Source organism: Syntrophobacterales bacterium (assembly GCA_031274925.1).
Classification (GTDB): domain Bacteria; phylum Desulfobacterota; class Syntrophorhabdia; order Syntrophorhabdales; family Syntrophorhabdaceae; genus PNOM01.
In genome coordinates this window covers 74,197-99,194 of the sequence record JAISPL010000057.1, presented here as the reverse complement: position 1 = coordinate 99,194, position 24,998 = coordinate 74,197, and the positions used below count along the sequence as shown (strand labels likewise).

24 protein-coding genes are annotated in these 24,998 nt (G+C 50.4%); 17 read left to right on the top strand and 7 right to left on the bottom strand.

What is annotated here, in order from left to right; translation table 11 throughout:
* Positions 1-5: 5 nt before the first annotated feature.
* Genes LBQ00_09755 through LBQ00_09740 form a run of 4 tightly spaced genes read right to left on the bottom strand, consistent with a single transcriptional unit; the run spans position 6 to position 2,561 of the window.
* Positions 6-545 (bottom strand): 2-oxoacid:acceptor oxidoreductase family protein, encoded by a 540-nt coding sequence (locus tag LBQ00_09755; GenBank protein MDR2019122.1) that lies wholly within the window; start codon positions 543-545, stop codon positions 6-8.
* Positions 539-1,279, bottom strand: coding sequence for a 2-oxoglutarate oxidoreductase (locus LBQ00_09750; GenBank protein ID MDR2019121.1), 741 nt, complete (start codon positions 1,277-1,279; stop codon positions 539-541). Before LBQ00_09750 ends, LBQ00_09755 begins: the two co-directional genes overlap by 7 nt.
* Positions 1,276-2,337: a 3-methyl-2-oxobutanoate dehydrogenase subunit VorB gene (vorB, locus tag LBQ00_09745; GenBank protein MDR2019120.1), complete on the bottom strand. Its 1,062-nt coding sequence runs from the start codon at positions 2,335-2,337 to the stop codon at positions 1,276-1,278. The genes LBQ00_09750 and vorB overlap by 4 nt, the downstream gene beginning before the upstream one ends.
* Positions 2,338-2,345: 8 nt before the next feature.
* Entirely contained in the window at positions 2,346-2,561 is a 216-nt protein-coding gene (locus tag LBQ00_09740) for a ferredoxin family protein (protein ID MDR2019119.1), read from the bottom strand.
* A 436-nt stretch (positions 2,562-2,997) separates the two neighbouring features.
* On the opposite strand from LBQ00_09740, the gene mraZ reads away from it, so the two are divergent.
* From mraZ to LBQ00_09655, 17 genes are read left to right on the top strand one after another with little or no spacing between them, the layout of a single operon-like run.
* Complete coding sequence (gene mraZ, locus LBQ00_09735) at positions 2,998-3,438, top strand: division/cell wall cluster transcriptional repressor MraZ (protein MDR2019118.1); 441 nt, start codon at positions 2,998-3,000, stop codon at positions 3,436-3,438.
* Positions 3,438-4,304, top strand: coding sequence for a 16S rRNA (cytosine(1402)-N(4))-methyltransferase RsmH (rsmH, locus tag LBQ00_09730; GenBank protein MDR2019117.1), 867 nt, complete (start codon positions 3,438-3,440; stop codon positions 4,302-4,304). The genes mraZ and rsmH overlap by 1 nt, the downstream gene beginning before the upstream one ends.
* Before the next feature lie 13 nt (positions 4,305-4,317).
* Complete coding sequence (locus LBQ00_09725; GenBank protein ID MDR2019116.1) at positions 4,318-4,629, top strand: hypothetical protein; 312 nt, start codon at positions 4,318-4,320, stop codon at positions 4,627-4,629.
* Positions 4,622-5,590, top strand: coding sequence for a hypothetical protein (locus tag LBQ00_09720; protein MDR2019115.1), 969 nt, complete (start codon positions 4,622-4,624; stop codon positions 5,588-5,590). Before LBQ00_09725 ends, LBQ00_09720 begins: the two co-directional genes overlap by 8 nt.
* Entirely contained in the window at positions 5,560-7,047 is a 1,488-nt protein-coding gene (locus LBQ00_09715) for a UDP-N-acetylmuramoyl-L-alanyl-D-glutamate--2,6-diaminopimelate ligase (protein ID MDR2019114.1), read from the top strand. Before LBQ00_09720 ends, LBQ00_09715 begins: the two co-directional genes overlap by 31 nt.
* On the top strand, positions 7,031-8,389 hold the full coding sequence (locus LBQ00_09710; protein MDR2019113.1) for a UDP-N-acetylmuramoyl-tripeptide--D-alanyl-D-alanine ligase: 1,359 nt from the start codon (positions 7,031-7,033) through the stop codon (positions 8,387-8,389). The genes LBQ00_09715 and LBQ00_09710 overlap by 17 nt, the downstream gene beginning before the upstream one ends.
* On the top strand, positions 8,389-9,465 hold the full coding sequence (gene mraY, locus LBQ00_09705) for a phospho-N-acetylmuramoyl-pentapeptide-transferase (GenBank protein MDR2019112.1): 1,077 nt from the start codon (positions 8,389-8,391) through the stop codon (positions 9,463-9,465). Before LBQ00_09710 ends, mraY begins: the two co-directional genes overlap by 1 nt.
* A gap of 12 nt (positions 9,466-9,477) precedes the next feature.
* Positions 9,478-10,851, top strand: a complete 1,374-nt coding sequence (gene murD, locus LBQ00_09700; GenBank protein ID MDR2019111.1) for a UDP-N-acetylmuramoyl-L-alanine--D-glutamate ligase — start codon at positions 9,478-9,480, stop codon at positions 10,849-10,851.
* The gene (locus LBQ00_09695; protein ID MDR2019110.1) at positions 10,848-11,633 is read left to right on the top strand and encodes a hypothetical protein; all 786 of its coding nucleotides are present in this window, start codon (positions 10,848-10,850) and stop codon (positions 11,631-11,633) included. Before murD ends, LBQ00_09695 begins: the two co-directional genes overlap by 4 nt.
* Positions 11,630-12,697, top strand: coding sequence for an undecaprenyldiphospho-muramoylpentapeptide beta-N-acetylglucosaminyltransferase (gene murG / locus LBQ00_09690; GenBank protein ID MDR2019109.1), 1,068 nt, complete (start codon positions 11,630-11,632; stop codon positions 12,695-12,697). Before LBQ00_09695 ends, murG begins: the two co-directional genes overlap by 4 nt.
* Positions 12,684-14,060 carry a UDP-N-acetylmuramate--L-alanine ligase gene (gene murC, locus LBQ00_09685; protein MDR2019108.1) on the top strand — a complete coding sequence of 459 codons (1,377 nt, stop codon included), beginning with the start codon at positions 12,684-12,686 and terminating at the stop codon, positions 14,058-14,060. Before murG ends, murC begins: the two co-directional genes overlap by 14 nt.
* On the top strand, positions 14,042-14,938 hold the full coding sequence (murB, locus tag LBQ00_09680) for a UDP-N-acetylmuramate dehydrogenase (protein MDR2019107.1): 897 nt from the start codon (positions 14,042-14,044) through the stop codon (positions 14,936-14,938). The genes murC and murB overlap by 19 nt, the downstream gene beginning before the upstream one ends.
* On the top strand, positions 14,931-15,839 hold the full coding sequence (locus tag LBQ00_09675) for a D-alanine--D-alanine ligase (GenBank protein ID MDR2019106.1): 909 nt from the start codon (positions 14,931-14,933) through the stop codon (positions 15,837-15,839). Before murB ends, LBQ00_09675 begins: the two co-directional genes overlap by 8 nt.
* Positions 15,836-16,537, top strand: a complete 702-nt coding sequence (locus LBQ00_09670) for an FtsQ-type POTRA domain-containing protein (protein MDR2019105.1) — start codon at positions 15,836-15,838, stop codon at positions 16,535-16,537. The genes LBQ00_09675 and LBQ00_09670 overlap by 4 nt, the downstream gene beginning before the upstream one ends.
* A gap of 1 nt (position 16,538) precedes the next feature.
* A complete protein-coding gene (gene ftsA / locus LBQ00_09665) occupies positions 16,539-17,786 on the top strand; it encodes a cell division protein FtsA (protein MDR2019104.1) in 1,248 nt (415 codons plus the stop codon).
* Positions 17,787-17,797: 11 nt separating this feature from the next.
* Positions 17,798-18,961: a cell division protein FtsZ gene (gene ftsZ / locus LBQ00_09660; protein ID MDR2019103.1), complete on the top strand. Its 1,164-nt coding sequence runs from the start codon at positions 17,798-17,800 to the stop codon at positions 18,959-18,961.
* Positions 18,962-19,000: 39 nt separating this feature from the next.
* Positions 19,001-20,602 (top strand): B12-binding domain-containing radical SAM protein, encoded by a 1,602-nt coding sequence (locus LBQ00_09655; protein ID MDR2019102.1) that lies wholly within the window; start codon positions 19,001-19,003, stop codon positions 20,600-20,602.
* A 176-nt stretch (positions 20,603-20,778) separates the two neighbouring features.
* On the opposite strand, the gene LBQ00_09650 is transcribed toward LBQ00_09655, so the two are convergent.
* The 3 genes from LBQ00_09650 to amrS form a co-directional block, all read right to left on the bottom strand.
* Positions 20,779-20,922, bottom strand: a complete 144-nt coding sequence (locus tag LBQ00_09650) for a hypothetical protein (protein ID MDR2019101.1) — start codon at positions 20,920-20,922, stop codon at positions 20,779-20,781.
* A gap of 362 nt (positions 20,923-21,284) precedes the next feature.
* Complete coding sequence (locus LBQ00_09645; protein MDR2019100.1) at positions 21,285-23,720, bottom strand: sodium-translocating pyrophosphatase; 2,436 nt, start codon at positions 23,718-23,720, stop codon at positions 21,285-21,287.
* Between the two features lie 329 nt (positions 23,721-24,049).
* Positions 24,050-24,988: an AmmeMemoRadiSam system radical SAM enzyme gene (amrS, locus tag LBQ00_09640; GenBank protein ID MDR2019099.1), complete on the bottom strand. Its 939-nt coding sequence runs from the start codon at positions 24,986-24,988 to the stop codon at positions 24,050-24,052.
* Positions 24,989-24,998 lie beyond the last annotated feature (10 nt).

Sequence of the window (24,998 nt, the reverse complement as noted above, 5' to 3'; positions counted from 1 at the left end):
CCGGTCTACTCCTTTGCAAAATTGAAGCCCAGTTCAAGGGCCTGTTTGTTGAGCTTAACGAGGTTGGCTTTCCCTTCCCCTAAAATCTGGACAAGGTTCTCTATCATAAAATCGAAGGAGATGATACTGCTCGCCCGGATGAATGCCCCGAGGAGTATCATGTTGGCCACTTTTACTGACCCGATCTGCTCCGCAAGCTCCGTTGTGGGAACAGAAAAGACTTCAATGTCGTGCCGCGCGGACGAGGTATCTACAATTGATGAATTGACACATATGAGACCGCCCGACTGGAGAATACTCTGAAATCTGGCGAAAGACGGCTGGTTCATGGCAACGATGAAGTCAGGTTCCGAGGCCACGGGGGAAGCGATCTCCTCATCGGAGACAACCACTGTGCAGTTTGCAGTCCCGCCGCGTACTTCCACGCCGTAAGAGGGGAAGTAAGTTACATATTTCCCTTCAAGCATGGCGGTATTCGCCACTGTATACCCCATGGAAAGGACACCCTGACCGCCGAAACCTGAAAATATAGTTTTTATCAGCATGTGACTTCTTTTATTACCCCCAGAGGAAACTCTTTTACCATTACCTCATCAATCCACTTGCACGATCGGATCGGATCCATTTTCCAGTTTGTGGGGCACGGGGAGAGGATCTCCACAAGAGAGAAGCCTGTCTTGTTTATCTGATGCTGAAAAGCCTTTGCGATCGCTTTTTTTGCCTGTATGACCGCAGCCGGTTTATTAACGGCAACTCTTTCGAGGTATGACGTGCCGTCAAGCATGGAGAAAACTTCGCATATCTTTACGGGATGTCCTGCGGAATCAGGATTCCTGCCCGCCGGACAAGTGGTGGTCACCTGCCGCAGAATCGTGGTGGGCGCCATCTGCCCACCCGTCATCCCATAGACCCCGTTATTCACGAAGATTACGGTGATCAACTCTCCTCGGTTAGCCGCATGGAAACCTTCGGCGGTGCCTATGGCGGCGAGGTCACCGTCACCCTGGTACGAAAAGACGAGACTGTCGGTGAGCACGCGCTTGATACCCGTAGATACGGCAGCACCCCTGCCATGGGCTGACTCAAGGGTGTCTATATCGAAATAGTTATAGAGAAGCATCCCGCAACCTGCGGGGGCCACACAGATGATCTTGTCCCGGAGCTTCATCTCTTCCACCACTTCCGCGATGAGCCGATTTACGATGCTGTGCCCACATCCAGGGCAATAATGGAAATGCGCCTCTTTTAAAATCTTGGGACGCCCGTATATCTGTTTCATTGGCTCTTCTCCCGCACTGCCTGATAGTAATGGCGGGATGTTACCCGGTAAAGCTCAATCGGGGTGGGGATCACTCCACCCGGCCGCCCGTAGAAGTGGATGTGTCTCTTTCCGCCGAGGGCGAGTTTCACGTCTTCTATCAACTGACCGGTGCTCATCTCAAAGACAAAGAAATTCTCCACACGGTTCGCGGTTTCCTGGATGATCTCTGTCGGAAACGGCCAGACGGTGATTGGCCGTATAAGACCTACTTTCAGGTTCTCCTGCCGGAGCCTTTTGATGGCTCCTTTCGCAATTCTTGCGGAGGTACCGTATGCGATGACAACCATTTCTGCGTCTTCAAGCATGAATGTTTCAAAGCGGACCTCGTTCTGTTCTATCCTCTGGAATTTCCTGTAAAGCTTCCAGTTGTGTTCTTCCTCAAGTTTCGTATCGAAAAGAAGGGAGTGGATCATGCGGGAAGGTCTCCCTTTTGCTCCGTTCAAAATATAGTCTTTTGGAAATTCAGCGGGTGGTTTTATATGGTCAAAACTAACGGGTTCCATAAGCTGACCCAGCATGCCGTCACCTAAGATGATTACAGGATTCCGGTATTCGTCAGCAAGATCGAAAGCAACAGGCACAAGATCGGCCAACTCCTGGACGGACGCGGGCGCAAGGACGATGGTCTTGTAATCGCCGTGTCCACCACCCCTTGTGGCCTGGAGATAATCCGACTGGGCCGGAGAGATGTTTCCCATGCCGGGTCCGCCACGCACCATGTCGGCAATGACTGCGGGCAGCTCGTCAGCCGCAAGGTACGATATACCCTCTTGCTTCAGACTTATACCCGGACTGCTTGATGAAGTCATGGCCCTTGCCCCTGCGACGCTTGCGCCTAAGACCATGTTGATTGCCGCGATCTCGCTTTCGGACTGAATGAAGACACCGCCCGGCACTTCAGCCATTCTCTTTGCCATGTATTCGGTAAGTTCGTTCTGGGGCGTGATGGGGTACCCGAAATAGCATGTGCACCCTGCAAGGACTGCCGCCTCTCCCAAGGCTGCATTTCCGCTCATGAGCCGCTTCATGTCTTGTAAACCTCTATCGCCACTTCAGGACACATAAGGGCGCATGTGGCGCAGCCTGTGCACTGGTCATTCTCTTGAAGCTGAGCAGTAAAGTAACCCTTGATGTTCAGCTTGTTGGAAAGAGTGATGGTATTTTTCGGACAGAATTCGATGCAGAACGAACACCCCTTGCATCGTTCGGTATCAATTTTTATGGTTCCCCTGGCGCTCATCGCAAGTCCGTTTGAATAGAAATTAAAGCATGTAAGAGTAGCCCATTTGCCCCCTTCTTGTCAAACTGTTTGACTCTCCCCTCCCTTTCTCTCACCGCTCACCCCCTCTTCTCTCCGGGCCGTCGATCCCACCCACTGTGAAGGCGACAATCGCTTAAGGCATAGCCGGCGAGGGCGCTTGGGCCGCGCTATGCGCCGCCACATACAATGTGATTTAGAGGGTAGACACAGATGATAAGCCGTAATACAGTTCTGAAAGAGACATCCTTGCCGGAAACGACTGCGAAGCCTCTTCCCACCGCCGGTAATTTTACCTGCATACTGGCCTGTTTCAGGCGCTTTAAATGGCAGATATTTCCCAAAAAAACCTTGACAAACTATTGCGTGGAGGTATATATGTTTAGAGTGGTAAAGTGTGTTATAAGGTGGGATAAAAATGTTTTCGGGAAGGTATGACTACTCCATAGACGACAAGAGCAGAGTGAGTATACCCTCTAAATTCCGAGAAATCCTTTCCTCGAATTACGACATGAGGCTCGTGCTCACCAACCTTGAGACATGTATCGTCGCCTACCCTTACAGGGAGTGGGAGTCTGTACAGCAGCGGATATCGAACAATCCATCTCCCAGCCAGGAGCATAGGAATTTCCTGAGATTCTTCTTTTCCGGAGTCTTTGAGTGCCCAATAGACAAGCTCGGGAGGATCCTCATACCACAATCGTTGAAAAGCTACGCGGGCATCAGGAAAGATGTCACAATCGCCGGAATGACTAGCAAAATAGAGATATGGGCCCACGAGAAATTTGAGGAGCAGATGGAAAAAGTAATGTCCAATCCACTGCAAATGGGCCAGATTATTTCTGATTTCGGTCTCTGATGGGCGTTACCCACATACCTGTTCTCCTTGAAGAGGTATTGGACAATCTGGTTGGAATCGGCACAGGTCTTTTTGTCGACGCGACGGTCGGTGGCGCAGGCCACTCGTATGCCATATTAGAGAGGCAAAAATATCTAAGGCTTGTAGGTCTTGATGTGGACGAGGACAATCTGAGGACCGCGGAAGAGAAGCTGTGCGCATTCGAGAAAAGAGTAACATTGGTGAGAGGGAACTTCAGAGACTTGGGGCGCATTTTGCGCTCTCTTGACATTGAGTCCATGGAAGGTATCCTTTTCGACTTGGGGTTGTCCACATACCAGATGATGGGGAACCGCGGGTTCAGTTTCAACGATGAATTTTTTCTCGACATGAGGATGGATAACAGGGATCCAGTGACCGCCTATGACGTGGTAAATGGGTACGGATATGAAGCTCTTAAAAGCGTGATTGAGGAATTTGGAGAAGAGTACAGAGCTCCTAAGATCGCAAGAATGATCGTGGAGGAAAGGAAAAAGAAGCCCATTTCTACGGCGAGAGAACTGAGCGCCGTCATACTTAAAGCGAAAAAAAGGCAGGGAAAGATCCACCCTGCCACGAAGACGTTTCAGGCCCTGAGAATAGAGGTGAATCAGGAGCTTAACAATATGCGGTCAGGACTAAGTGATGCCATCGCCATGCTCGCCCCGAAGGGGCGGATCGGTGTCATATCCTTCCATTCTCTTGAAGACCGGATCGTAAAGGAAACTTTCAGGGGTTCACCTTTGCTGAGATTGGTTACGAAAAAGCCAATCCGGCCGGAGAGACCGGAAGTGCTTTTGAACCCAAGAGCAAGGAGCGCAAAACTCAGAGTCGCAGAGAAACTGTAGCAAGGGGTGGATTATGCAGAAGATATATGTTTCGTTTAAAAAAGAGACCTGCTATCGGAGGAGCATTCACTCCACCTTGTTAGTAGTTATCGGCATTACCGCCTTTGTGTTCGTCTCGATCTTTACGAGAAACAGTTACAACAGACAAAGAGAGGATCTGATCGAGAAACTGGGGAAGGAACGGACAGTCTGCGAGATGAATGAAAAGCTGAAAGTCGAGCTCGCGGGCATCACACGTGGGAGATATATTGAGTTGAAGGCGAAAGAGAGGCTCGGCCTGAAGAAGCCGAGAGAGGAAGAGGTTTTGGTATTAAGAAATGAATAAGAAGGCCAAAAAAAGAGCCTTTTTCGTCTGCACAGCCATATTTGTCATGTACGTAATGGCAGGTCTGGGTTTTACTGAAAGAATGAGTATGAAGAGAATCGCGGCGGGCAAGAAGATAACGCCGAACAGTATGGCCATGGTCATACCGGCGACCCGTTACGGCTACGAGCGGTCAACTTTGAAGGCATCCGCCGTCCCTTCCGCTCCGGTTGTGACGGAGCCCGCACAAGGAGTACCGGACCAGAAAGAGGCCAACGTCGCCATCTTGCCTAAAAACCCACTACAGAAGCCATCGGCCGAGGTCCTTGAAGGATCGCTTCACAGCGAAGGAACCATAGAGCCGTCTCTCTTTATCGCTGTTCCTATTGTAACCTACGCGATAAAAGAGGGTTGGCTCGACAAGGATGGTTTGATTTTCATAAAAAAAGATGGATATAATGGCTCCAGTTGGAAGAAACCCCTCGACATACTAAAGGATAAAGACCAGGAAGGCCTAAGAAGCGTCTCTAAAACCATCGGTAAAAAACAGATATACGGTTTTCTCGGAAAAGAGGGAATAATTCACGTACAAGATGACGGAATTGACGATGTGATCCTCGGGAAAGGCTACGGGGTCGAGAAAAAGATGCTGCTCGGCCTTTATGACAGACACGTCCCAGCGGATTATGAAAAGCTTTTCCCTTTTTGCGTGGGCGGAGTAAGCGTTGTGTATGGTAAGAGCGGATTCGCGTTCGTCAAAACCGCAGGCGTGGCCAAAGAGCAGCGCGACAGGGAAAGTAACGAGTGGCTGATGCCCAACCTTTCCAATCTTACGATCAAAGACGCCATCGAAAAATTATCGGCAAAGACCTCGAAGATAAAAGTTTATGGGGGCGGAAACGTGACAAACCAGGAGCCTAAGCCTTTCCAGAGGGTAAGCGGGGAGACGGAATGCATAATATACGGGAGGGTAAGCAGATGACGAAGCTCTCCTGGCTTTTGGACGGACTGGCGATTGAGGGCATACACGGCGATACGGATATTGAGATCAAGGGCATTACGAAGGATTCCAGGATGGCAGCGGAAGGCTACATGTTTTTCTGCACAAAAAAAAGCGCATCTTTCATCGTTCAGGCGGTGAAAAGAGGTGCGCGGGTCGTAGTGTCAGAATCTGAGATCCCCTCTGTCCCGGTGGATTGCCTGATTATTGCCTCCAATGTGGAGGGGCTTCTTGGAACCGTGTCGTCACGGTTCTACGGCATGCCCTCAAGAGACCTCTTCATCGCGGGCGTTACAGGAACGAACGGCAAGACAACTACCACTTACCTCATGGAATCCATTGCAGTTGGAGCTGGAAAGCAGGCAGGGATCATAGGCACCATTTCGTATCGATATGGAGGCAGGGTTTTCCCTGCGCCGAATACAACTCCGGGCGCTGTGGAAATGCACAGTCTCCTGAATGAAATGCGTACCTCCGGTACAGAATTAGTGGCCATGGAAGTCTCCTCCCACGCCCTTGACCAAAAGAGGGTCGAAGGTGTGGAGTTCAACATGGGAATTTTCACAAACCTGACCCATGACCATCTTGATTATCATGAAACATTTGAAAAATATGCGAAAGCCAAGGAGCTTCTCTTTTCTCATCATCTCAAGGACAGTAGCAAGGAGATGAAATGGGCGATACTCAACATGGACGATCCGGCTGCCCCGGGATTCACGCCGGACACGTCAGTCGAAACCATCTATTACTCGACGAGAAAGGAAGCCAACGCATACCTTTTACGGGGCCGGGAATGTATTGACGGACTTTCTCTTGAGGTCTCCGTCATGGGAGAAAGGATGTCCATTTCGTCCTCCCTTGTCGGCCGCTTCAATACGTCGAATATCCTGGCCGCGTGCCTTTTCGGGTACGGAGCGGGGTTTTCCGCCGAAGCAGTAAAGAAGGGGGTGGAATCACTTCATGGGGTGCCCGGCAGGTTGGAAAGGGTTATGAACTCCAAAGAAATACCGGTCTTTATCGACTACGCCCATACCCCTGACGCCCTGAAGAAAGCGCTCGAACTTCTTACCCGCCTGAAAAAGGGGCGGCTCATCGTCGTGTTCGGGTGCGGCGGAGACAGAGATACTACGAAGAGGCCCATAATGGGGAGCATTGCATCCCATTTGGCCGATTATTCCATCGTTACTTCGGACAATCCGAGGGGCGAAAAGCCGGGAATAATCATTGACGATATCACAGCAGGATTCAACGGGGGTCCTTTTGCGGTGATTGAGGACAGAAGAGAGGCCATTTACCAGGGTATCAAAATGGCCCGGGAGAACGACGTGGTGCTGATCGCGGGCAAAGGCCATGAGGATTACCAGATCGTCGGGGACCGGAAGTTTCACTTCAGCGACATGGAAATTGCAAAGGAGTGCCTTGATGTGGCGCGTAGATGACGTGGTAGAGGCGGTATGCGGTGTACCGCTCCGAATAGAAAAGGATATGTTTGTTGCCGTGTCTACGGATTCAAGGACCATCGGCGTGGGGGATCTCTTCGTACCTCTCCCTGGCGCCAATTTCGACGGCCATCTCTATATTAATGATGCGTACGAGACATCCCTGGGCGGCTCGATCTGCGAAAAGAGGCGCGTGGACATATGCAGAGGCGGGAGAGGAACGGTGATTCTCGTGGATGACACGACGCAAGCGCTTCTGGATCTCGCCCGGTGGAAAAAAGAACGCATGGCCGGGAGATGTATCGCCCTTACGGGGAGCAATGGGAAGACGACAACCAAGGAAATACTCGTCGATATGATGAAGAGGTCTTTCGTTGTTGCCTATAACGAAAAGAATTTCAACAACCTCATAGGCGTGTCAAAAAACATCCTCGCCATTGCAGGAGAACCGGAAGTCCTTATATACGAACTGGGAACGAACAATAAGGGTGAGATACAGGCCCTCGCGACGACAACGCAGCCCGACCTTTCTCTTATTACCAACATAAATGCCTCCCACCTGGAAGGGCTTTCAGATCTTGAAGGTGTTCTTGAGGAAAAACTTGATCTTTTCCGTTTTACGAAGAGTAGGGGGAAAGTGCTTGTCAATGCCGATGACCCTCACATCATGCGCCGGTACCGTGATGCAGGCCGGGAAGCTCTACTGTACGGCATTACGAATGAAGCGGACTTCCGGTTGAATATCGATAAAGACCTTGGCTGGGAAGGCTCCGAGATCACCATCACATTCCCTGGGGAAAGCCTTACAGCACGTACACGTCTCCTCGGTAGGCACAACCTTTACAATATCCTTGCCGCCTCAGCCCTCGCATACAGCGCTGGTCTCGGTGCAAAAGAGATAAAAGAGACCGTCGAGACTTTCGGCGCCTTCTCCATGCGGTTCACTGCCAAGCAGTCCGAAAGGGGATTCATGGTGATCGACGACACATACAATGCCAATCCTGCTTCCGTGGAGTGGGCGGTCCGCACCATCGAAGACCTGCCCTGTCGAGGTAAAAGGGTGGCGATCCTCGGGGACATGAGGGAACTGGGAGAGAAAACAGCCTTCTATCACAGGGAGTTGGGGAGATTCCTGAAAACTACGTCGATCCGCCTCATTGCCTTGGTGGGAGAGTACGTAAAAGAGACCTTCGACGAGTTGGGCAACGAACGGGCAATACTCTTTGAAGATAAGGAACGCCTTGTGAATTATGTGAACGACATTATGGAGGAAGGGGATGTAGTTCTCGTGAAAGGCTCACGGGCGGCGCGTATGGAGGAAATCGTGGGAGCGCTGGCCTAATGCTATACCATCTCCTCTATCCACTTCATGTGAAATTTTCTGGCTTCAACGTCTTTCGGTACATCACATTCAGGACTGTCCTTGCCATTCTCTCTGCCCTCCTAATAAGTTTTTTTCTTACTCCTTACGTCATAAGGAAATTCACGGAATGGAAGATAAAGAACAGGAAAAGAGAGGATGTGCCGGAAAGGCACGCCGAGAAATCGGAAACACCCACCATGGGCGGCTTCGTGATCCTCGTTTCTACCATCATTCCCACTCTCGTCTGGGCGGACCTGAAGAATGAGTACATATGGCTCGTGACTTTCGCAATGCTCGCCTTCGGGGCCATAGGCTTCATGGACGACTCAAGGAAATTGAGAAACATAAAAGGTAAGGGTATTTCGGGAAAGACAAAGCTTCTTTTTCAGATATTCTTCGCCCTCCTGGTCAGCGGCTTCCTCTATTCCATGAAAGACTTCAATACCCATCTCACCATACCTTTTTTCAAAAATGTCATTCTCAATATAGGCTTGTTTTATATCCCTCTTTGCGTATTCATTATCGTTGCATCGTCTAATGCGGTGAACCTTACGGACGGCCTCGACGGGCTCGCCATCGGTCCGGTACTTACCGTCTGCTCCACATTCCTTTTCTTCGCGTACCTAGTGGGCAACGTAATTTTCGCCCAGTACCTGCAGGTATTCTATGTGAGGGGGGCTGGGGAATTGACTATACTCTGCGGAGCCATGCTTGGAGCGGGCATTGGCTTTCTCTGGTATAACACGTACCCTGCAGAACTGTTCATGGGAGATACGGGTTCTCTGTCCTTAGGCGCGTCGCTTGCGGTGATTGCAATCATCATAAAACAGGAGGTACTCCTTGCCATCGTAGGAGGAATTTTCGTGATGGAGACTTTTTCGGTAATCATTCAGGTCCTGTCTTACAAGTGGCGAGGGAAGAGGGTTTTCATGATGGCACCAATACACCATCATTTCGAATTGAAGGGCTGGAACGAAGGAAAAATCGTGGTTCGGTTCTGGATTATATCCATAATCCTCGCACTCATTGCGTTAAGCACACTGAAACTGAGATAGATGGCAGCCGATATGGAGACAACGGCAGGGAAAAAGATGTTTAAGATTAAAGAGAAGGAAATGGACTTGCCTGATGATATATTGATTGCAGGCCTCGGCAAGACGGGCATTGCCCTTACCAGATTCCTAGCCGGGATGGGAAAACGGGTTGCCGTCACCGACGCGAAGCGTGAAGAAGACCTGAATGAGTCCCTCGCGGCATTGAATGGGGTCAAATTCAAGGGTATTTTCGGCGGCCACGACAGGGATCTCTTTCTGTCCTTTCCCATGATCGTCATAAGTCCCGGCATCGACAGTGAGGAACCATTTCTCAGAGAGGCAAGGGGGAAAGGTATACCGGTGATAGGAGAGTTGGAGCTTGCGGCTCGCTTCGTGGATGAACCGATCATCACCATAACTGGCACTAACGGAAAGACCACTACCACGACCCTCATAGGGGAAATTTTCGAGAAGGTCTATCCCGGCGTCTTCGTGGGAGGAAATATCGGAAATCCCTTCATAAATTACGTGAGGGAAGGGAAAAAGGCGCCATATATTATCCTGGAAGTGAGCAGTTTTCAACTCGAGACAATCAATACGTTTCATCCGGGGACGGCGGTCCTCCTCAATATCACGGAAGACCATCTCGACAGATACCGAAGTTATGATGAATACATCAGGGCGAAATACAGGATTTTCGAGAACAGCACCGAATCGGACTATGCGATCATAGGAAAAGGTCTCCCTGTCAAGGACCTGGTGAAGGCCCGGACGTACTTTTTCTCCGCCAAAGAGCCCTTGGAAGAAGGTGCCTTCCTGGAAGGGGACACCATGCATGTGCGCATAAAAGGAGAGGAATTTCTCTACAAAAGGGCTTTATCGCGCCTTGTAGGCATTCATAATACGGAGAATATCCTGGCTGCCCTTATCGTTGCCCACGCGCACAATATAGAACAGGACGCCGTAGAGGAAGTAGTGAGCGGTTTTACAGGACTGGCCCATAGGGTAGAACCCGTGAGGACGCTCAAGGGGATCACGTTCTATAATGACTCGAAAGCCACGAACGTTGATGCCGCAAAAAGAGCAATTGAGAGCATGGATTCAAATGTAATCCTCATCGCGGGGGGCAAAGACAAAGGGGGGAGTTACCAGACTGTTGCCGGTCTTATGGGTAAGATAAAGGCCATGATCCTGATAGGAGAGGCAAAAGAGAAAATCGCGGAAGAATTGAGCGGGTTTACCGTGACGTATATGGAAGAAGACCTTACTGGTGCGGTGGAACGGGCTCTCGCCGTGGCGGACAGAGGTGACAGCGTTCTCTTCTCCCCCATGTGCTCAAGTTTTGACATGTTCCGTGATTACAAAGAACGAGGCAATATTTTCAAGAGGATTGTGGAATCGCTATGAAGAAGGTGACGATTTACATACTTGCTGCTTTGCTCCTTTATGGCATTTTCCGAGAGTTTACCCTTGTCAAGACCCTTCTCATATTTGCCGGTCTTGCTTCCTGCTATCTTATCGGGCGTATTCCAGGGCCTTATATACTTGCCATGAAGTACCCCGTGATCGCCCTCTCCCTTCTCGCGACAGCAACATTCTTCTTCTATCCGTCGATCCGCAAACAGCCCGTCGTTGAGCCGGTGACTATGCTTCTCTCCTTTTACGGGATCGCATTTTACCTTGTCTCTATGTGGGAAAAGGACAATGGGCTGCACAAAGAAGCAACTGCCCTGTCGATACTCTTTCTTTCCGTATGCTTCAATCTTTTCCTTCTGGGAAGACCTCTCTTACTCATCGCCATGTCCGCCGCTATTATCCTTTTCCTCTTCATCATGGAGAGGGGGCGTCTTTCCATTCTCATGGGCTGTTATGCCTTGGGTATTCTCGTCTACCTTCTCATAAAGAAGACGGCCATTACCTGCGCCGGGTTACCCATGGGCAGTATGGATAAATACCTCCTACTGGCGGTCACATTCACCATGCTTGCCTTCAGTTTCATGGGGTTCCTGAAAAAACCCGGAGCATTAAAAATGCTGGCTTTTTTCGGATTTATTTACGTGGCAGTAGACATCCTTTTCGTCCTCGGGTTCAGGATGTCGGCAGGACTCCTTTACCAGCCCGTAATCACCCTCATTATCCTTGCGCCCCTCATGGGGATCATGTTGAAGGGAGGGGGAGGCCGGATATGAAACTTTTCATTTCAGCGGGAGGTACAGGTGGTCACATATTTCCTGGCATTGCGGTGGCGGAAGCTTTTACAGGTCTGGACCGGGGGAATGAAGCGGTATTTATTGGCACCCCTTACGGTATGGAGAGCAGCATCATCCCGAAGCGTGGATTCAGAATTCTCTATATAAAAGCGAAACAGTTCCTCGGGCAGTCGGCTTTGAAGAAGTTTTCGACCCTTATAAGCGTGATCACGGGTGTATTTGTCGCCATGGCAATGATAAAAAGAGAGAAACCGGATGCGGTCCTGGGAATGGGAGGATTTACTTCCGTGCCCGTCGTTCTCGCTGCAGTCATCCTTGGGGTGCCAAGTTTCATCCATGAGCAGAACGTGCAGCCGGGACTTGCGAATAAGATACTCTCCTGGTTCGTAAAATGGACGTTCATAAGTTTCGACGAGACTAAGAGCTATCTCAAAACAAAAAGGGTATCCCATACAGGAAATCCCATGAGAAAAGGACTCACAAAGTCCGGCATGGCAAAGGATGAAAAGACGTTCGGTATATTCGTCTTCGGAGGTAGCAGAGGCGCAAGAAGCATCAATGAAGCGATCATCGCCATGCTCCCTTACATGGAAAATCACCATAACGTAATCCTGTATCATCAGACAGGACCCCAAGACTTTGAGCGTATCAGGGAAGCATACGGCAAGAGCAGCGTTCGTCACGAGATCTTCCCTTTTACAGACACGATGGAAAAGTATTATGGCCTGTCCGACGTAGTGATATCACGGGCCGGGGCAAGCACCATATTCGAGCTGGCCTTCTTCAAAAAAGCGGCGATCATGATCCCCTATCCCTATTCCGCAGGGGGCCACCAATGGAAAAACGCCCAGTGTGTGGAGAATGAGGGGGGAGGATATGTAATCGCAGACGATGAGGCGACAGGGGAGCGGCTCTACGAGGTGGCGCTCCATCTGATGCGCGAACCGGGGCTGATCGCAAAGATGGGAGAAAACATAGGAAAAATTTATATAGAAGATTCGGCAGAAAGGATCATCAGGGGGATGTTTCATGGTATTTCATAAGATAGATAAGATACATTTTGTCGGTATAGGCGGAATAGGGATGAGCGGCATCGCAGAGGTGCTCCTTAATCTCGGCTTCAAGGTGACGGGTTCGGATCTCAGGAAAACGGATACAACGGAAAGACTGGAACGCATGGGAGCACGGATATTTCAGGGTCACAGGGTAGAAAATGTCGAAGACGCGGACGTAGTGGTAGTCTCGTCGGCGGTAAAGACCGATAACCCGGAGGTCCTGAAGGCGAGAGAACAGTTCGTGCCGGTGATACAGAGGGCCGAGATGCTCGCGGAACTCATGAGGATGAAATACAGTATCGCGGTAGCAGGCGCTCACGGCAAGACCACGACCACATCCCTTGTCTCTTCCATTCTCGGCTATGCGGGAATAGATCCCACATGCGTAATCGGAGGGAAACTGAAAAGCCTTGGCAGCAACGCGAAACTCGGCGATAGTAAATATCTCGTGGCGGAGGCCGATGAGAGCGACGGCACATTCCTTCTCCTTTTCCCCACTATTGCGGTGGTAACCAACATTGATCTGGAACATCTTGATTTCTACAAAGATATAACCGAGATAAAGTCAGCGTTCCTGACATTCCTGAACAAGGTGCCCTTCTACGGCCTCGACATCATCTGTATCGACAACGCCAATCTCCAGAGCCTGATCCCGTCCTTAAAGAGGCGATATATGACCTACGGACTCTCGAAACAGGCCGATCTCAGGGCTGAAAACATTACTTATAACGGCTTTCAGACCACGTTCAAAGTCATTTACAGGGAGTATGGACTCGGAGACATCAGCCTTACCCTGCCAGGTATCCATAATGTGAGGAACACGCTGGCCGCAATCGGCGTGGCCATTGAGCTTGATATTCCTTTCGAAGCCATCAGGGACGCCCTGAAAGATTTCTCCGGCATACAGAGAAGACTCGAAGTAAAGTGGGACGGTAGCATCAAACTCATAGACGATTACGGTCATCACCCGACAGAGATAAGGGCCACGCTCTCCGCCGTGAGGAGCATGTGGAAAGGCAGGGTAGTGGTGATCTTCCAGCCTCACAGATATACCAGGACCAGTGCCCTTATGGACGAGTTCGTCACCTCCTTCAACGAAGCCGACCTTCTTATCGTCACGGAGATATACGCCGCATCGGAAGAGAAGATAGAAGGGGTCTCTGGATATATCCTTGCAGAGAAAATTAAGGCCAGCGGACACAAAAATGTAATGTTCGCTCCATCAAAAGAGGACGCAGCCGAGCTGGTATTACAGAATGCGAAGCCAGGCGATGTGGTAATCACCCTTGGCGCCGGCGATGTGAACAAAATCGATGAAAGGCTCAAATCCGTATGGACTGGAAAGGAGTGAAGGGGACCATAATGACGGACATCCCCATGAAACGGTATACCTCCATGAAGGTTGGGGGATCGGCGAGATTCCTCGTGTATCCTTCTGACGAGGAAGATCTGATTACCATATTGAATAGACTGAATAGTGAGGGGATCAAATCGAGGTTCATGGGGAATGGGACGAATATTATAGTCCATGACAAGGGCCTGGACGAAGCCCTCATCAGGACAACGGAAATGAAGCATATGAGATACCTGAAAGCCGGGGATGGCGTAATGGCTGAAGTCTCAGGCGGACTTTCTCTTACGCAGTTCATACAGGAGAACACGAAGCGCGGACTCTCAGGCCTCGAAAAACTATTCGGTATACCAGGTACTGTAGGAGGCGCCGTAAAAATGAACGCGGGCAGTTTCGGGTCCGTCGTATCGGATACATTGAAGGAAGTAAGGCTGGTGGACCGGACGGATGTAAAGGAATCCACGGCGGATACGGGAGACGGGTTCGGATACAGGAACTCTCCGATAAAGTCTTCCCAGTGCGTGCTTGGTGCCCGGTTTTTTCTCACGGCGAAGGACAGGGCCGAAATCATAAAGGATATGGACTACGTGTACGAAGAGAGGAGGAGGAAGCACCCTATGGAGTACCCTTCCTCCGGTTCCGTGTTCAAGAGTGTGGAAGGAGAGCCTGCCTGGAAGTTCATTGAACAGGCAGGGTTGAAGGGCGTGAGAGCCGGCGACGCCCAGGTTTCAGAGAAACATGCTAATTTTATCATCAATCTCGGCAATGCGACAGCGGCTGATATAAAGACGCTTATAGATAAGGTAAAGATTGAGGTTTACGAAAAACAGGGCGTCTCTCTTGAAGAAGAGGTGGAACTCTGGGGGTTTGATGGATAAAGTTCACATGAAACAGAAAAAAATAGGCGTCCTCATGGGAGGCAGGTCATCCGAGCGCGAGATTTCATTGCAGAGCGGCAACGCCGTCATGGAGGCGCTCCGAAGAAAGGGCTATCACGTATCGGCAATCGATCCGGCCTCAGGCTTGATTGAAAGGCTGACGGATGAGAAAATCGAGGTGGCCTATATTGCCCTTCATGGGAAGTGGGGCGAAGACGGCACGGTCCAGGGACTTCTCGAGATTATGGGCATTCCCTACACAGGTCCTGGCGTTCTCGGATCCTCGACCGCCATGGACAAGATCGCTATGAAACTCATTCTTTCAGGTATTGGGCTTCCCACACCGGACTATGCGGTGGCAACCCGTGGAGATGCGGTGGATTTCCCGCTCCCCTTTGTGGTGAAGCCCGCAAACGAAGGCTCGACCATAGGCATCTCCGTTGTCCGGGAGGACTCTCAAAAGAATGATGCCCTGGAGACCGCATTTCGATATGACAAAAAGGTGTTGGTGGAAAAGTTTGTGAAAGGCCCGGAGATCACTGTGGCGGTGGTGAACGGCCAGGCCCTTCCGACGATAGAGGTGAGGCCGGCGAGCGGGTTCTATGATTTCAAGGCGAAATATACGAAGGGTATGACGGAATACATCGTCCCAGCACCCGTCAGTGAGACGGCGGAAAAGAGGTCTGTTGATACGGCTCTTAAAGTATGCGGAGTCTTTGATCTAGCAGGTTCTGTGAGGATTGACATGCTTATCGAAAACGAAGTGCCCATGGTAATTGATATAAACACGTCGCCGGGCATGACGGAAAACTCCCTCGTACCGAAGGCATGGATCAATCTCGGAGGAACCTTTGACGGTCTCGTGGAGGAAATTTTGCTGGGGGCCGCACTGAAGATATGAAAAAGATACTCTCCATGCTTTTCCTTATACCAGTATGCGCTTTGTCGGTTCTGACCCTCATCTATCTTTTTTCGAAGGATGAACCTATATTTTTTCTCAAGAACGTCAGGATAAGCGGTGTGCAACAATTAGGAGAAGCGGATATAATGAACAAAATATCTCCTTTACTCAGGGAAAGTCTTCTCAAAATAGATGCGGCGAAAATGAAAGAGATGATCGCGTCCCATCCTTTCGTGAAAAAGGTGAGTGTCAAACGCATGTACCCCTTTTCCATCCTTATCGACGTGAAGGAAAAGAAGCCCTGTGCCCTGTGGGTGGACGGCGGAGGGAATATACACGTACTTGATGAGGACGGAGAACCTTACAGAGGACTCATAAAAGGAGATGGGAAGGGCCTCTTTATTATAAATGCCCGTGACAAAGGCGATGTGAAAAGCGTCTACCGTGAGGTAAGCTCTTGGATTAAAGGGGGATTGCTAAAGAAAGAGAGTCTTTCCGAGATTTACTACAATGAAGGAAGCATCACTCTTTTTGGCCTTGAAAGCGGCGTGGAGATCATCCTTGGAAAAGAGGATCAGGACAAGAGGCTGAAAAGGGCGGTCACGGTTTTTGAGGATGCCAAAAAAAGAGGGCTCCTGATAAAATGCATAGATGCGCGGTTTGAGAAGGGTGCCATAATCCAGGAAAGGAAGGGTTGATATGCTGAAAGAGGAAGGAGGGCTCCTTGTAGGCCTTGACGTTGGAACCACGAAGATCTGCGTTGTCGTGGCCCGGGTCATAGAAGACAAGATCAATGTCATCGGGATCGGATCCTACCCTTCCACCGGCCTCCGAAAAGGCGTGGTCGTCAACATGGACAGCACCGTCAATTCCATCAAAAAGGCTGTCGAGGAAGCCGAGCTTATGGCGGGGGTAAAGATCGAAGGTTGTCTCGCCGGCATTGCCGGACCCCATATAAAGAGTTTCAACAGCAACGGGGTCGTGGCGATCAAGGATAAGGAAGTCAAAGCGGACGATATAACCAGGGCGATTGATGCGGCCAAGGCAGTCGCCATACCTGCGGACCGGGAGCTTATTCACGTAATTCCTCAAGAGTTTATTGTAGATGACCAGGACGGGATATGGGATCCAACAGGCATATCGGGCGTGAGGCTTGAGGTCAAGGTTCACATTATTACCGGGAGCGTCTCGTCGGCCCAGAATATAATGCGGTGCTGCAAGCTCGCAGGACTCACCGTCCAGGAAATCGTCCTTGCCCAGATTGCTTCCTCCGAGGCAACGCTCACGGCGGAAGAAAAGGAGATCGGAGTAGCCCTGGTGGATATGGGCGGCGGCACAAGCGACATCGCCGTCTTCTCGAATGGGAGCATAAAATACACATCCGTTCTGCCCTTCGGGGGAAACAATATTACCAACGACATCGCGATCGGCCTTCGCACTCCACTTGAGGAGGCGGAAAAAATAAAGAAAAAATACGGGTGCGCATCCTCGGATGTGATCGGGGCAAATGAAACGATCGACGTGCCGAGCGTGGGGGGGAGGAAACCCCGGACCCTCATGCGCAAGACTCTTGCGGACATCATAGAGCCCCGGGTAGAGGAAATAGCATCCGTTATTTACGAAGAGATACGGAAATCGGGTTCCGAGAAACTTCTCGCATCGGGCGTGGTGCTCACCGGGGGATGTTCAAACCTGGAGGGACTGCCAGAGTATGTGGAAGGCATCTTCAATCTTCCGGCACGCAGAGGCTATCCCATTGGCGTCGGGGGGCTTGTCGATGTGGTGAATAACCCCATATATGCCACAGGAGTCGGTCTTCTCCTACACGGATTCAAGGCAGGGAAGGTGAAAAAACAGGGATTCTATCCCGTCAGAGAGTTTGGGAAGATGATAAACAGCAGACAATTACTTGACAAGATGAGAGGTTGGTTTAAAGAAATCTTTTGAGGAGGTACGCGGTGAACACAGCGTTTTATATGGATGAAACAAACGGTTTTTCAGCAAAACTGAAAGTTGTCGGCGTGGGCGGAGGCGGCTGCAACGCTCTAAACAACATGGTCGAAACGAACGTGCAGGGGGTGGAGTTTATCGCCGTCAACACAGACGTGAAATCGTTGGCCATGTGCAAAGCGCCCCTCAAAATCCAGATAGGACAGAAACTCACCCGGGGCCTAGGTGCAGGTGCCGACCCGGAGATAGGCAAGAAAGCGGCCCTTGAGGACGTGGATAAGATAAGGGACCACTTGCAGGGCGCGGACATGGTATTTATTACCTGCGGTCTGGGAGGGGGCACCGGCACCGGGGCATCCTCCGTCATTGCCGAGATTTCAAAAGAACTGGGCGCACTCACCGTGGCAATTGCAACAAAACCGTTTGCCTTTGAGGCAAGGGACAGGATGAAACAGGCGGAATACGGCGTGGGACAGCTCAAGACCAGGGTTGACTCTCTGATCACCATCCCTAACCAGAGACTCCTCTCCATAGGCGGTAAGCATATGACCATCATGGAAGCCTTTCTCAAAGCGGATGAAGTCCTCTTAAACGCAGTGAGAAGCATCTCCGATCTCATCGTCGGCTCAGGGCATGTCGTGGTCGATTTTGCGGATGTAAAGACCATAATGAGCGAAAGGGGTATGGCAATCATGGGAGTAGGCATGGCATCAGGAGAAAACCGGGCCAAGGAAGCAGCGCAAAAAGCCATATCGAGTCCTCTGCTTGAGGATATATCAATTCACGGCGCCCGCGGGGTATTGATAAACGTGACAGGCAATACGGACATGAAGCTACACGAAGTCCATGAGGCCTCTACCCTGATCCAGGAACAGGCTCACGAGGATGCAAAGGTTATTTGGGGTCTCGTATTTGACGATAATATGAACGATAATATCCGGATTACCGTTATTGCCACAGGCTTTGAAGAACAGATAGCGGGGCGGGATCAAGACGGGAAGGTTGAGTCGCTGAAACTGGGGAGCAGACTCTTTGACGACGAGGATATGCCGCCCTTCATGAAGAAGAAAGTGGCAGTGGAATATAAGGATATAAAAGGAAAGAACGAGCGTATAGATATCGACGATGACAGGTACGATGTACCGACCTTTTTAAGGAAACAGGCGGACTGAAAATATAAAGCCCATGCACTATAATATACAGAGAAGAGGTTGATAAAGAAAAAAGAAGCGTCCCGGGAGCGGGGTGTAACAATAAAAAAATGGCATGGGAAGATCCCGGTATGTGTGGTGTTTCCCAACTCCTACTATATCGGGATGTCGAACCTCGCCATCCATATCCTTTATAAAATCTTAAATGACATGCCCGATGTGGTATGTGAGAGGTGTTTTACCGGAGAGGATGGCCGGTTTCTCTCCGTGGAAAGCAGCAGGCCTCTTTCGGCCTTCGAAATCATCTTCATCACCCTTTCCTTTGAACTTGATTATATCAGCGTGCCACGGATGCTCGCCGGGTCGTCTATCTCCGTCCTGTCGGAAGAACGAAAGGATGGAGAACCCGTCGTTGTGGCAGGGGGCTTGTGCGTTACGTCCAACCCGGAACCGCTTCACCAGTTCATAGACCTCTTCATCATGGGCGACGCGGAGGCTACCCTTCCCTCCTTCATGGAGGTCTACCGGGAGCAAAGAGGCGGGAAGAGGGCTGATGTGCTGGATCAGATCGGCTCCTTCGATTTCGTATACGACCCCAGGAAGCTCAGCGTATCCTATGGAGAACACGGGACAGTAGAATCCTTCGCGCCCTCCGGTTTCAACGTAAAAATAAGAAGATTCAAAGGCAAAACTCTCGGCGCTTCAGCGGTCATCAGCAACGCCACGGAATTTTCCGACATGTTCCTCGTCGAGGGAACGCGGGGTTGTCCTTCCCGTTGTCCGTTCTGTCTTCTCGGGCACTCGTATAACTTCACCCACGATGACCTGTCTGACTTTAAGGCACCGGTTAAGGATGTAGGTCTCATCGGGGGCGGCGTCTCCTTCCATCCTCATCTTGTCTCCCTGCTCAAAGACCTCAAGGAAAGAGGCATGACCCCCCATCTCCCATCCCTCCGGATGGACGCAGTGCCCCTTTCTGTCATAGAACTCATCAAGGATGATATCAAGACCCTCACCTTCGGAATCGAGGCTGCAACGGAGAGACTGCGCCGCTCAATCGGAAAGCCTCTGTCTGATGAGCAAATCTTCGACAAAATAGAGGCTATTCTCTCCATAAAGCCTTTCAACCTGAAGCTCTATTTCATGGTAGGTCTTTACGGTGAGTCCATGGAGGACGTGGACGCCATCGGAAGCCTGACAAAACAACTGAAGCATATTATGATCAGGGCGGGAGCAAAAAAAGGAGTTGTGGGAAGTATCACGGTACATGCAAGTCCCTTTGTGCCCAAACCCTCCACCCCTTTTCAGTGGCTCCCCATGGACGATTTGGCCACGCTCAAATCAAAACTCGCAAGACTAAAGAAAATTTTAGGAAAAGTGGACAATACCTTCTATACTCACGAGTCAGTAAAATTCAGCATCCTGCAAGGAATACTCGCCAGAGGAGACAGAAGGCTCTCATGGATGATCCGGAGACTCGCCTCATGCGAGAGCTTCGCCAAAGAGCTTCGGGAGAGTCCGTTAAACCTGAATTTCTATGTACTCCGGGAAAGGGCGGAAAATGAGACCTTTCCCTGGGATTTCATACATGGGGGTGCGGGTAAGGAGATGCTCCTGAAAAGACTTCACGCGTATACCGCCATCCTGAGCCAGAACACATGAGCCTGAGTTTAGTCCCACATTGAAGTGGTTTGGGTCACCTGTAAATCTTCCAAGCTTAATCGTACCATATTTTACTTTCCGCGAGTTTGAGTCCATAGTTCTTCTGCAGGTTCATCCAAATATCCGGTATCAGGTCCCGTTCCAAAAACACTTGCCGAGGCGTAATATGGTACCTCTCAAAATTCCGCGTCTTTTGCAATGAGTTGGGTCAGTCTTGTCGGTACACCCACAATTCCTTTGCGTATGAGTTCACGCTCATATTGAGAGCCATACAACTCATCGGCCAAATGTTCTCCAAGGGGTATAAGAATCCGTCCCATGATACTTTCCTAATGTAAGAGCCTGCTATTTTCACATTACACAGTAACGCTTAGCATGGAAACTTAGAATCACCCTTTATATTGCCACTTTGTACGTTTTTTTACGTCAATAGTGAGAGCTGCCCGCTTGCCGTGCTTATGACAAACTATCTGTCTTTTCTTACTCACTCTTCTGTCCGGTGGAACTGCTCCGCAACCGCCCTCCATTTCCTGTCAATTTCCCCAGATTGGAAATTTCGCTGGGTCTCGGCTAGTTAGGACCGAAGCCGGCAGAAATATATCCGGCACGATACCCTGTGAAAAAAACAGGGCGCCCCGAAGGGCGCCCGCCACAATGTCTTACGCTTGATACAGATTATAAACTAAAGCTGTTCTTCGCCGATTCTCATGCTGTAGAAAGAACGGTACACAAAGATAAGGGCGATGAAGAGGAATACTACGCCTATGGCCGTCTTTACTCCCTGAGACTGCATGGTGACCGCTATTTCCGTGGCGAGCAGTCCGAACAGGGTGGTGAACTTGATAACAGGGTTCATGGAAACCGAAGAAGTATCCTTAAACGGATCGCCTACCGTGTCACCCACGACGGTTGCTTCGTGGAGCGGCGTACCCTTTTCTTTCAGGTCGACTTCGACGATTTTCTTCGCATTATCCCACGCTCCACCGGCATTAGCCATGAAAATGGCCTGGTAGAGTCCGAAGAATGCGATGGCTACAAGATACCCGATGAAAAAATACGGGTTAAAAAATGCCAGGGCCAAGGCGAGGAAGAAGATAACGATGAAGATGTTGATCATACCTTTCTGCGCATACTGAGTACAGATCTTCACAACTTCTTTGCTGTCCTCAATAGAAGCCTCTGCTTTGTCGAGGTTGATATTTTTCTTGATGAAGACGACCGCACGATACGCGCCCGTGGTAACAGCCTGTGTGGCTGCGCCGGTGAACCAGTAAATGGTGGCACCGCCCATGAGAAGGCCGAGTACTATCTTCGGGTCGACGAGACTCAGATGCTCGACGACGCTACCGTACATGTTTTCAAGAAGGATGATGATACCGAACACCATGGTGGTGGCTCCCACGACCGCAGTACCGATAAGCACTGGTTTTGCCGTAGCTTTAAACGTATTGCCCGCACCGTCAGCCTCTTCGAGATAGTCTTTCCCGTTCTCGAAATCAGGCTCGAATCCAAATTCTTTCTTTATCTGCGCTTTTACGTTGGGTATTGATTCGATCCGTGAAAGCTCATAAACGGACTGGGCGTTGTCAGAGACGGGGCCGTAACTGTCGACTGCAATCGTCACAGGTCCCATGCCGAGGAAACCGAATGCCACGAGGCCGAAAGCAAACACCGGCGCCGCAAAGGAGAACTTGGCCGGCATGATGGCGATAACGTCGGGCTGCTGCGAAACCAGATAGGCAATGAGCATAAGAACGAGGATCGTGAGACCTTCCCAGAAAGCTGAGAAGTTGCCCGCCACAAACCCTGAGAGAATATTGAGAGAAGCGCCGCCGTGGCGTGCCGCAGCGGTAACTTCCTGTACGTGCCGCGATTTTGTGCTTGTAAAGACCTTCGTGAACTCAGGAATAAGGGCGCCTGCGATGGTTCCGCAGCTAATGATGACGGCCAAAGCCCACCAGAGTCCGGGGTACTGGGTCAAACCACCGAGGAGCGTATGGCTTGCCCAGAAGGTAATGATAATAGACACTGCTGAAGTAATCCATACCAAGTTCGTAAGCGGCTGCTCGAAATCGAATTTTTTCTTGTTGCCGTAGACGGCCTTAGTGATGCAACTGTTGATAAAGTAGGAAACAAGGGATGTGAGGATCATAAGGATACGCATTGCGAAAATCCAGATGATCAGTGTGCCTGACATTTCGTGATTGTCTGCGAGAGCGAGCGCAAGGAAGGCGATAAGGGCCACACCGGTAACGCCGTAAGTCTCGAAGCCATCAGCAGTAGGACCAACGCTGTCGCCTGCGTTGTCACCCGTACAGTCGGCGATAACGCCGGGGTTCTTCGGGTCGTCTTCAGGAAGGTGGAATACAATCTTCATGAGATCGGAACCGATGTCGGCAATCTTGGTGAAGATACCGCCGGCGATTCTGAGTGCGCTGGCACCCAAGGACTCACCGATGGCAAACCCGATGAAGCAGGGGCCGGCCAGTTCCTTTAAGTATACAAGAATCAGGATCATGAAGAAAAGCTCAACGGAAACCAGAAGGAGACCGACGCTCATGCCAGAGGTAAGAGGAATATTGACGACTTCCACCGGTTTACCCTTAAGGGCGGCAAAAGCGGTGCGTGCATTGGCCCAAGTGTTGATCCTCATGCCGAACCACGCTACGCCATAAGAACCCAGGATACCCAGAATGGAGCAGAAGAGGATGATGACCATGTTACCGATAGGCGCATGGGAGAGACCCATGAAATAGTAGACCATACAGGCTGCGATAAGGACCCACAGGATGACCAGAAACTTGCCTTGTTGTGCTAGATAGGACTTACAGGTCTCCCAGATGATGTCAGAGACATCCAGCATGGCTTTGTGGGCCGGCATGTTTTTTGTCTGTTTGGCCTGGACCCAAGCGAAGACGAGTCCTACGAGACAGATAATTAAACCGAAATGCATGATTGAGATCCCGCTTAATCCGCCGAACGCGTCAAAGGAGACCTTGGTCAGATCCGGCAGGATGATGTCCGCCTCGCCCGCGAACGCTCTTGTCGCGAGCATGAACATCATGATGCCAAAGCTGAACAGAATCGAGACAACATTGTACTTCTTCAGAAAGCTCATTTATACCTCCTGGCTAAAATTTTTGAACACAACCATCAAGGTTAGGAATTGCCTAAACTCTGTTATTCACTCCATGTTATCACGGTTTTTTATCGCAATTAACACTTGATGCCATTATAAATTTGGCTAAACCTTACCCTTATTTTTACCTTATGTCAAATTAAAAAATTCACGATCTGCCGGCGAAGGTTGTTTGGGGCGGAATATTTCGAATTAACCGGTTCCCTGCGGCTTGTGAATGAGACCTACTCCGTCTAAGGACGTTCCGCAGAAGGCGCAGAGGCCATCATGGACTTGATAATCGCTCATGGTATACCCATGCCTCTTTATTACCGCTTTTTTACATTGGCGGCAGCATGTGTGCTCCCCTTCAAGACCGGGCACATTCCCCACATAGACACATAGACATATCTCAAGCCCTCGTCAATACCTATCTGACGCGCCAAGACAAGCGTCTCGGGCGGTGTACGCGGCACACCTGGAAGTTTGTACGCGGGATAAAAGGCGCTCACATGCCAGGGCACATCGGGCCCCAGATCACCTGCTATAAACCGCGCGATCGCCCTCAATCCGTCTTCACTGTCGTTATATCCGGGGATAATAAGGGTGGTAAGTTCCATCCAGATACCCAGCGCCCTGTAAAGTCTAATCGTTTTGATAACCTTTGACAGGTCAGCCCTGCAGACCTTCCTGTAAAATTCTTTATCGTATCCTTTCAGGTCGATATTAGCGGCGTCTAGATAAGGGCGTATGGCTCTAAGCGGTTCCTCCTCCGTGTACCCGTTTGTGACAAAGGTATTGAATAGCCCCTTTTCTTTTGCCAACCGCGCGATATGGAAAGCATATTCGTAAAAAATGGTGGGCTCGGTGTAGGTGTACGAAATACTTTTACAGCCGGCCTGTATCGCCATATCCACCACTTCGGCTGGCTCTACTCTCTCCCCCATGATACGCCTGGCATCGGTGGGCATCTGTGATATCTCGTGATTCTGGCAATGTCTGCACCGGAAGTTACAGCCCACTGTTGCGATGGAGAATGTTTTCGAACCGGGGAAAAAATGGAAAAAGGGTTTTTTCTCTATGGGGTCCACATGGGTGGAACAGGGCCTGGCGTAGACGAGGGTGCAGAGAGTGCCGTGCCTGTTGACCCTGACTCCGCAGACCCCCTGTTGTCCTACACTCAATCTGCAATGGCGTCTGCAAAGCCTGCAATGGACTTTTTTGCCATCCAGTTTGTCGTAAAAAGAAGCTTCCCGCATAAGCGACATTGTCTTCTTC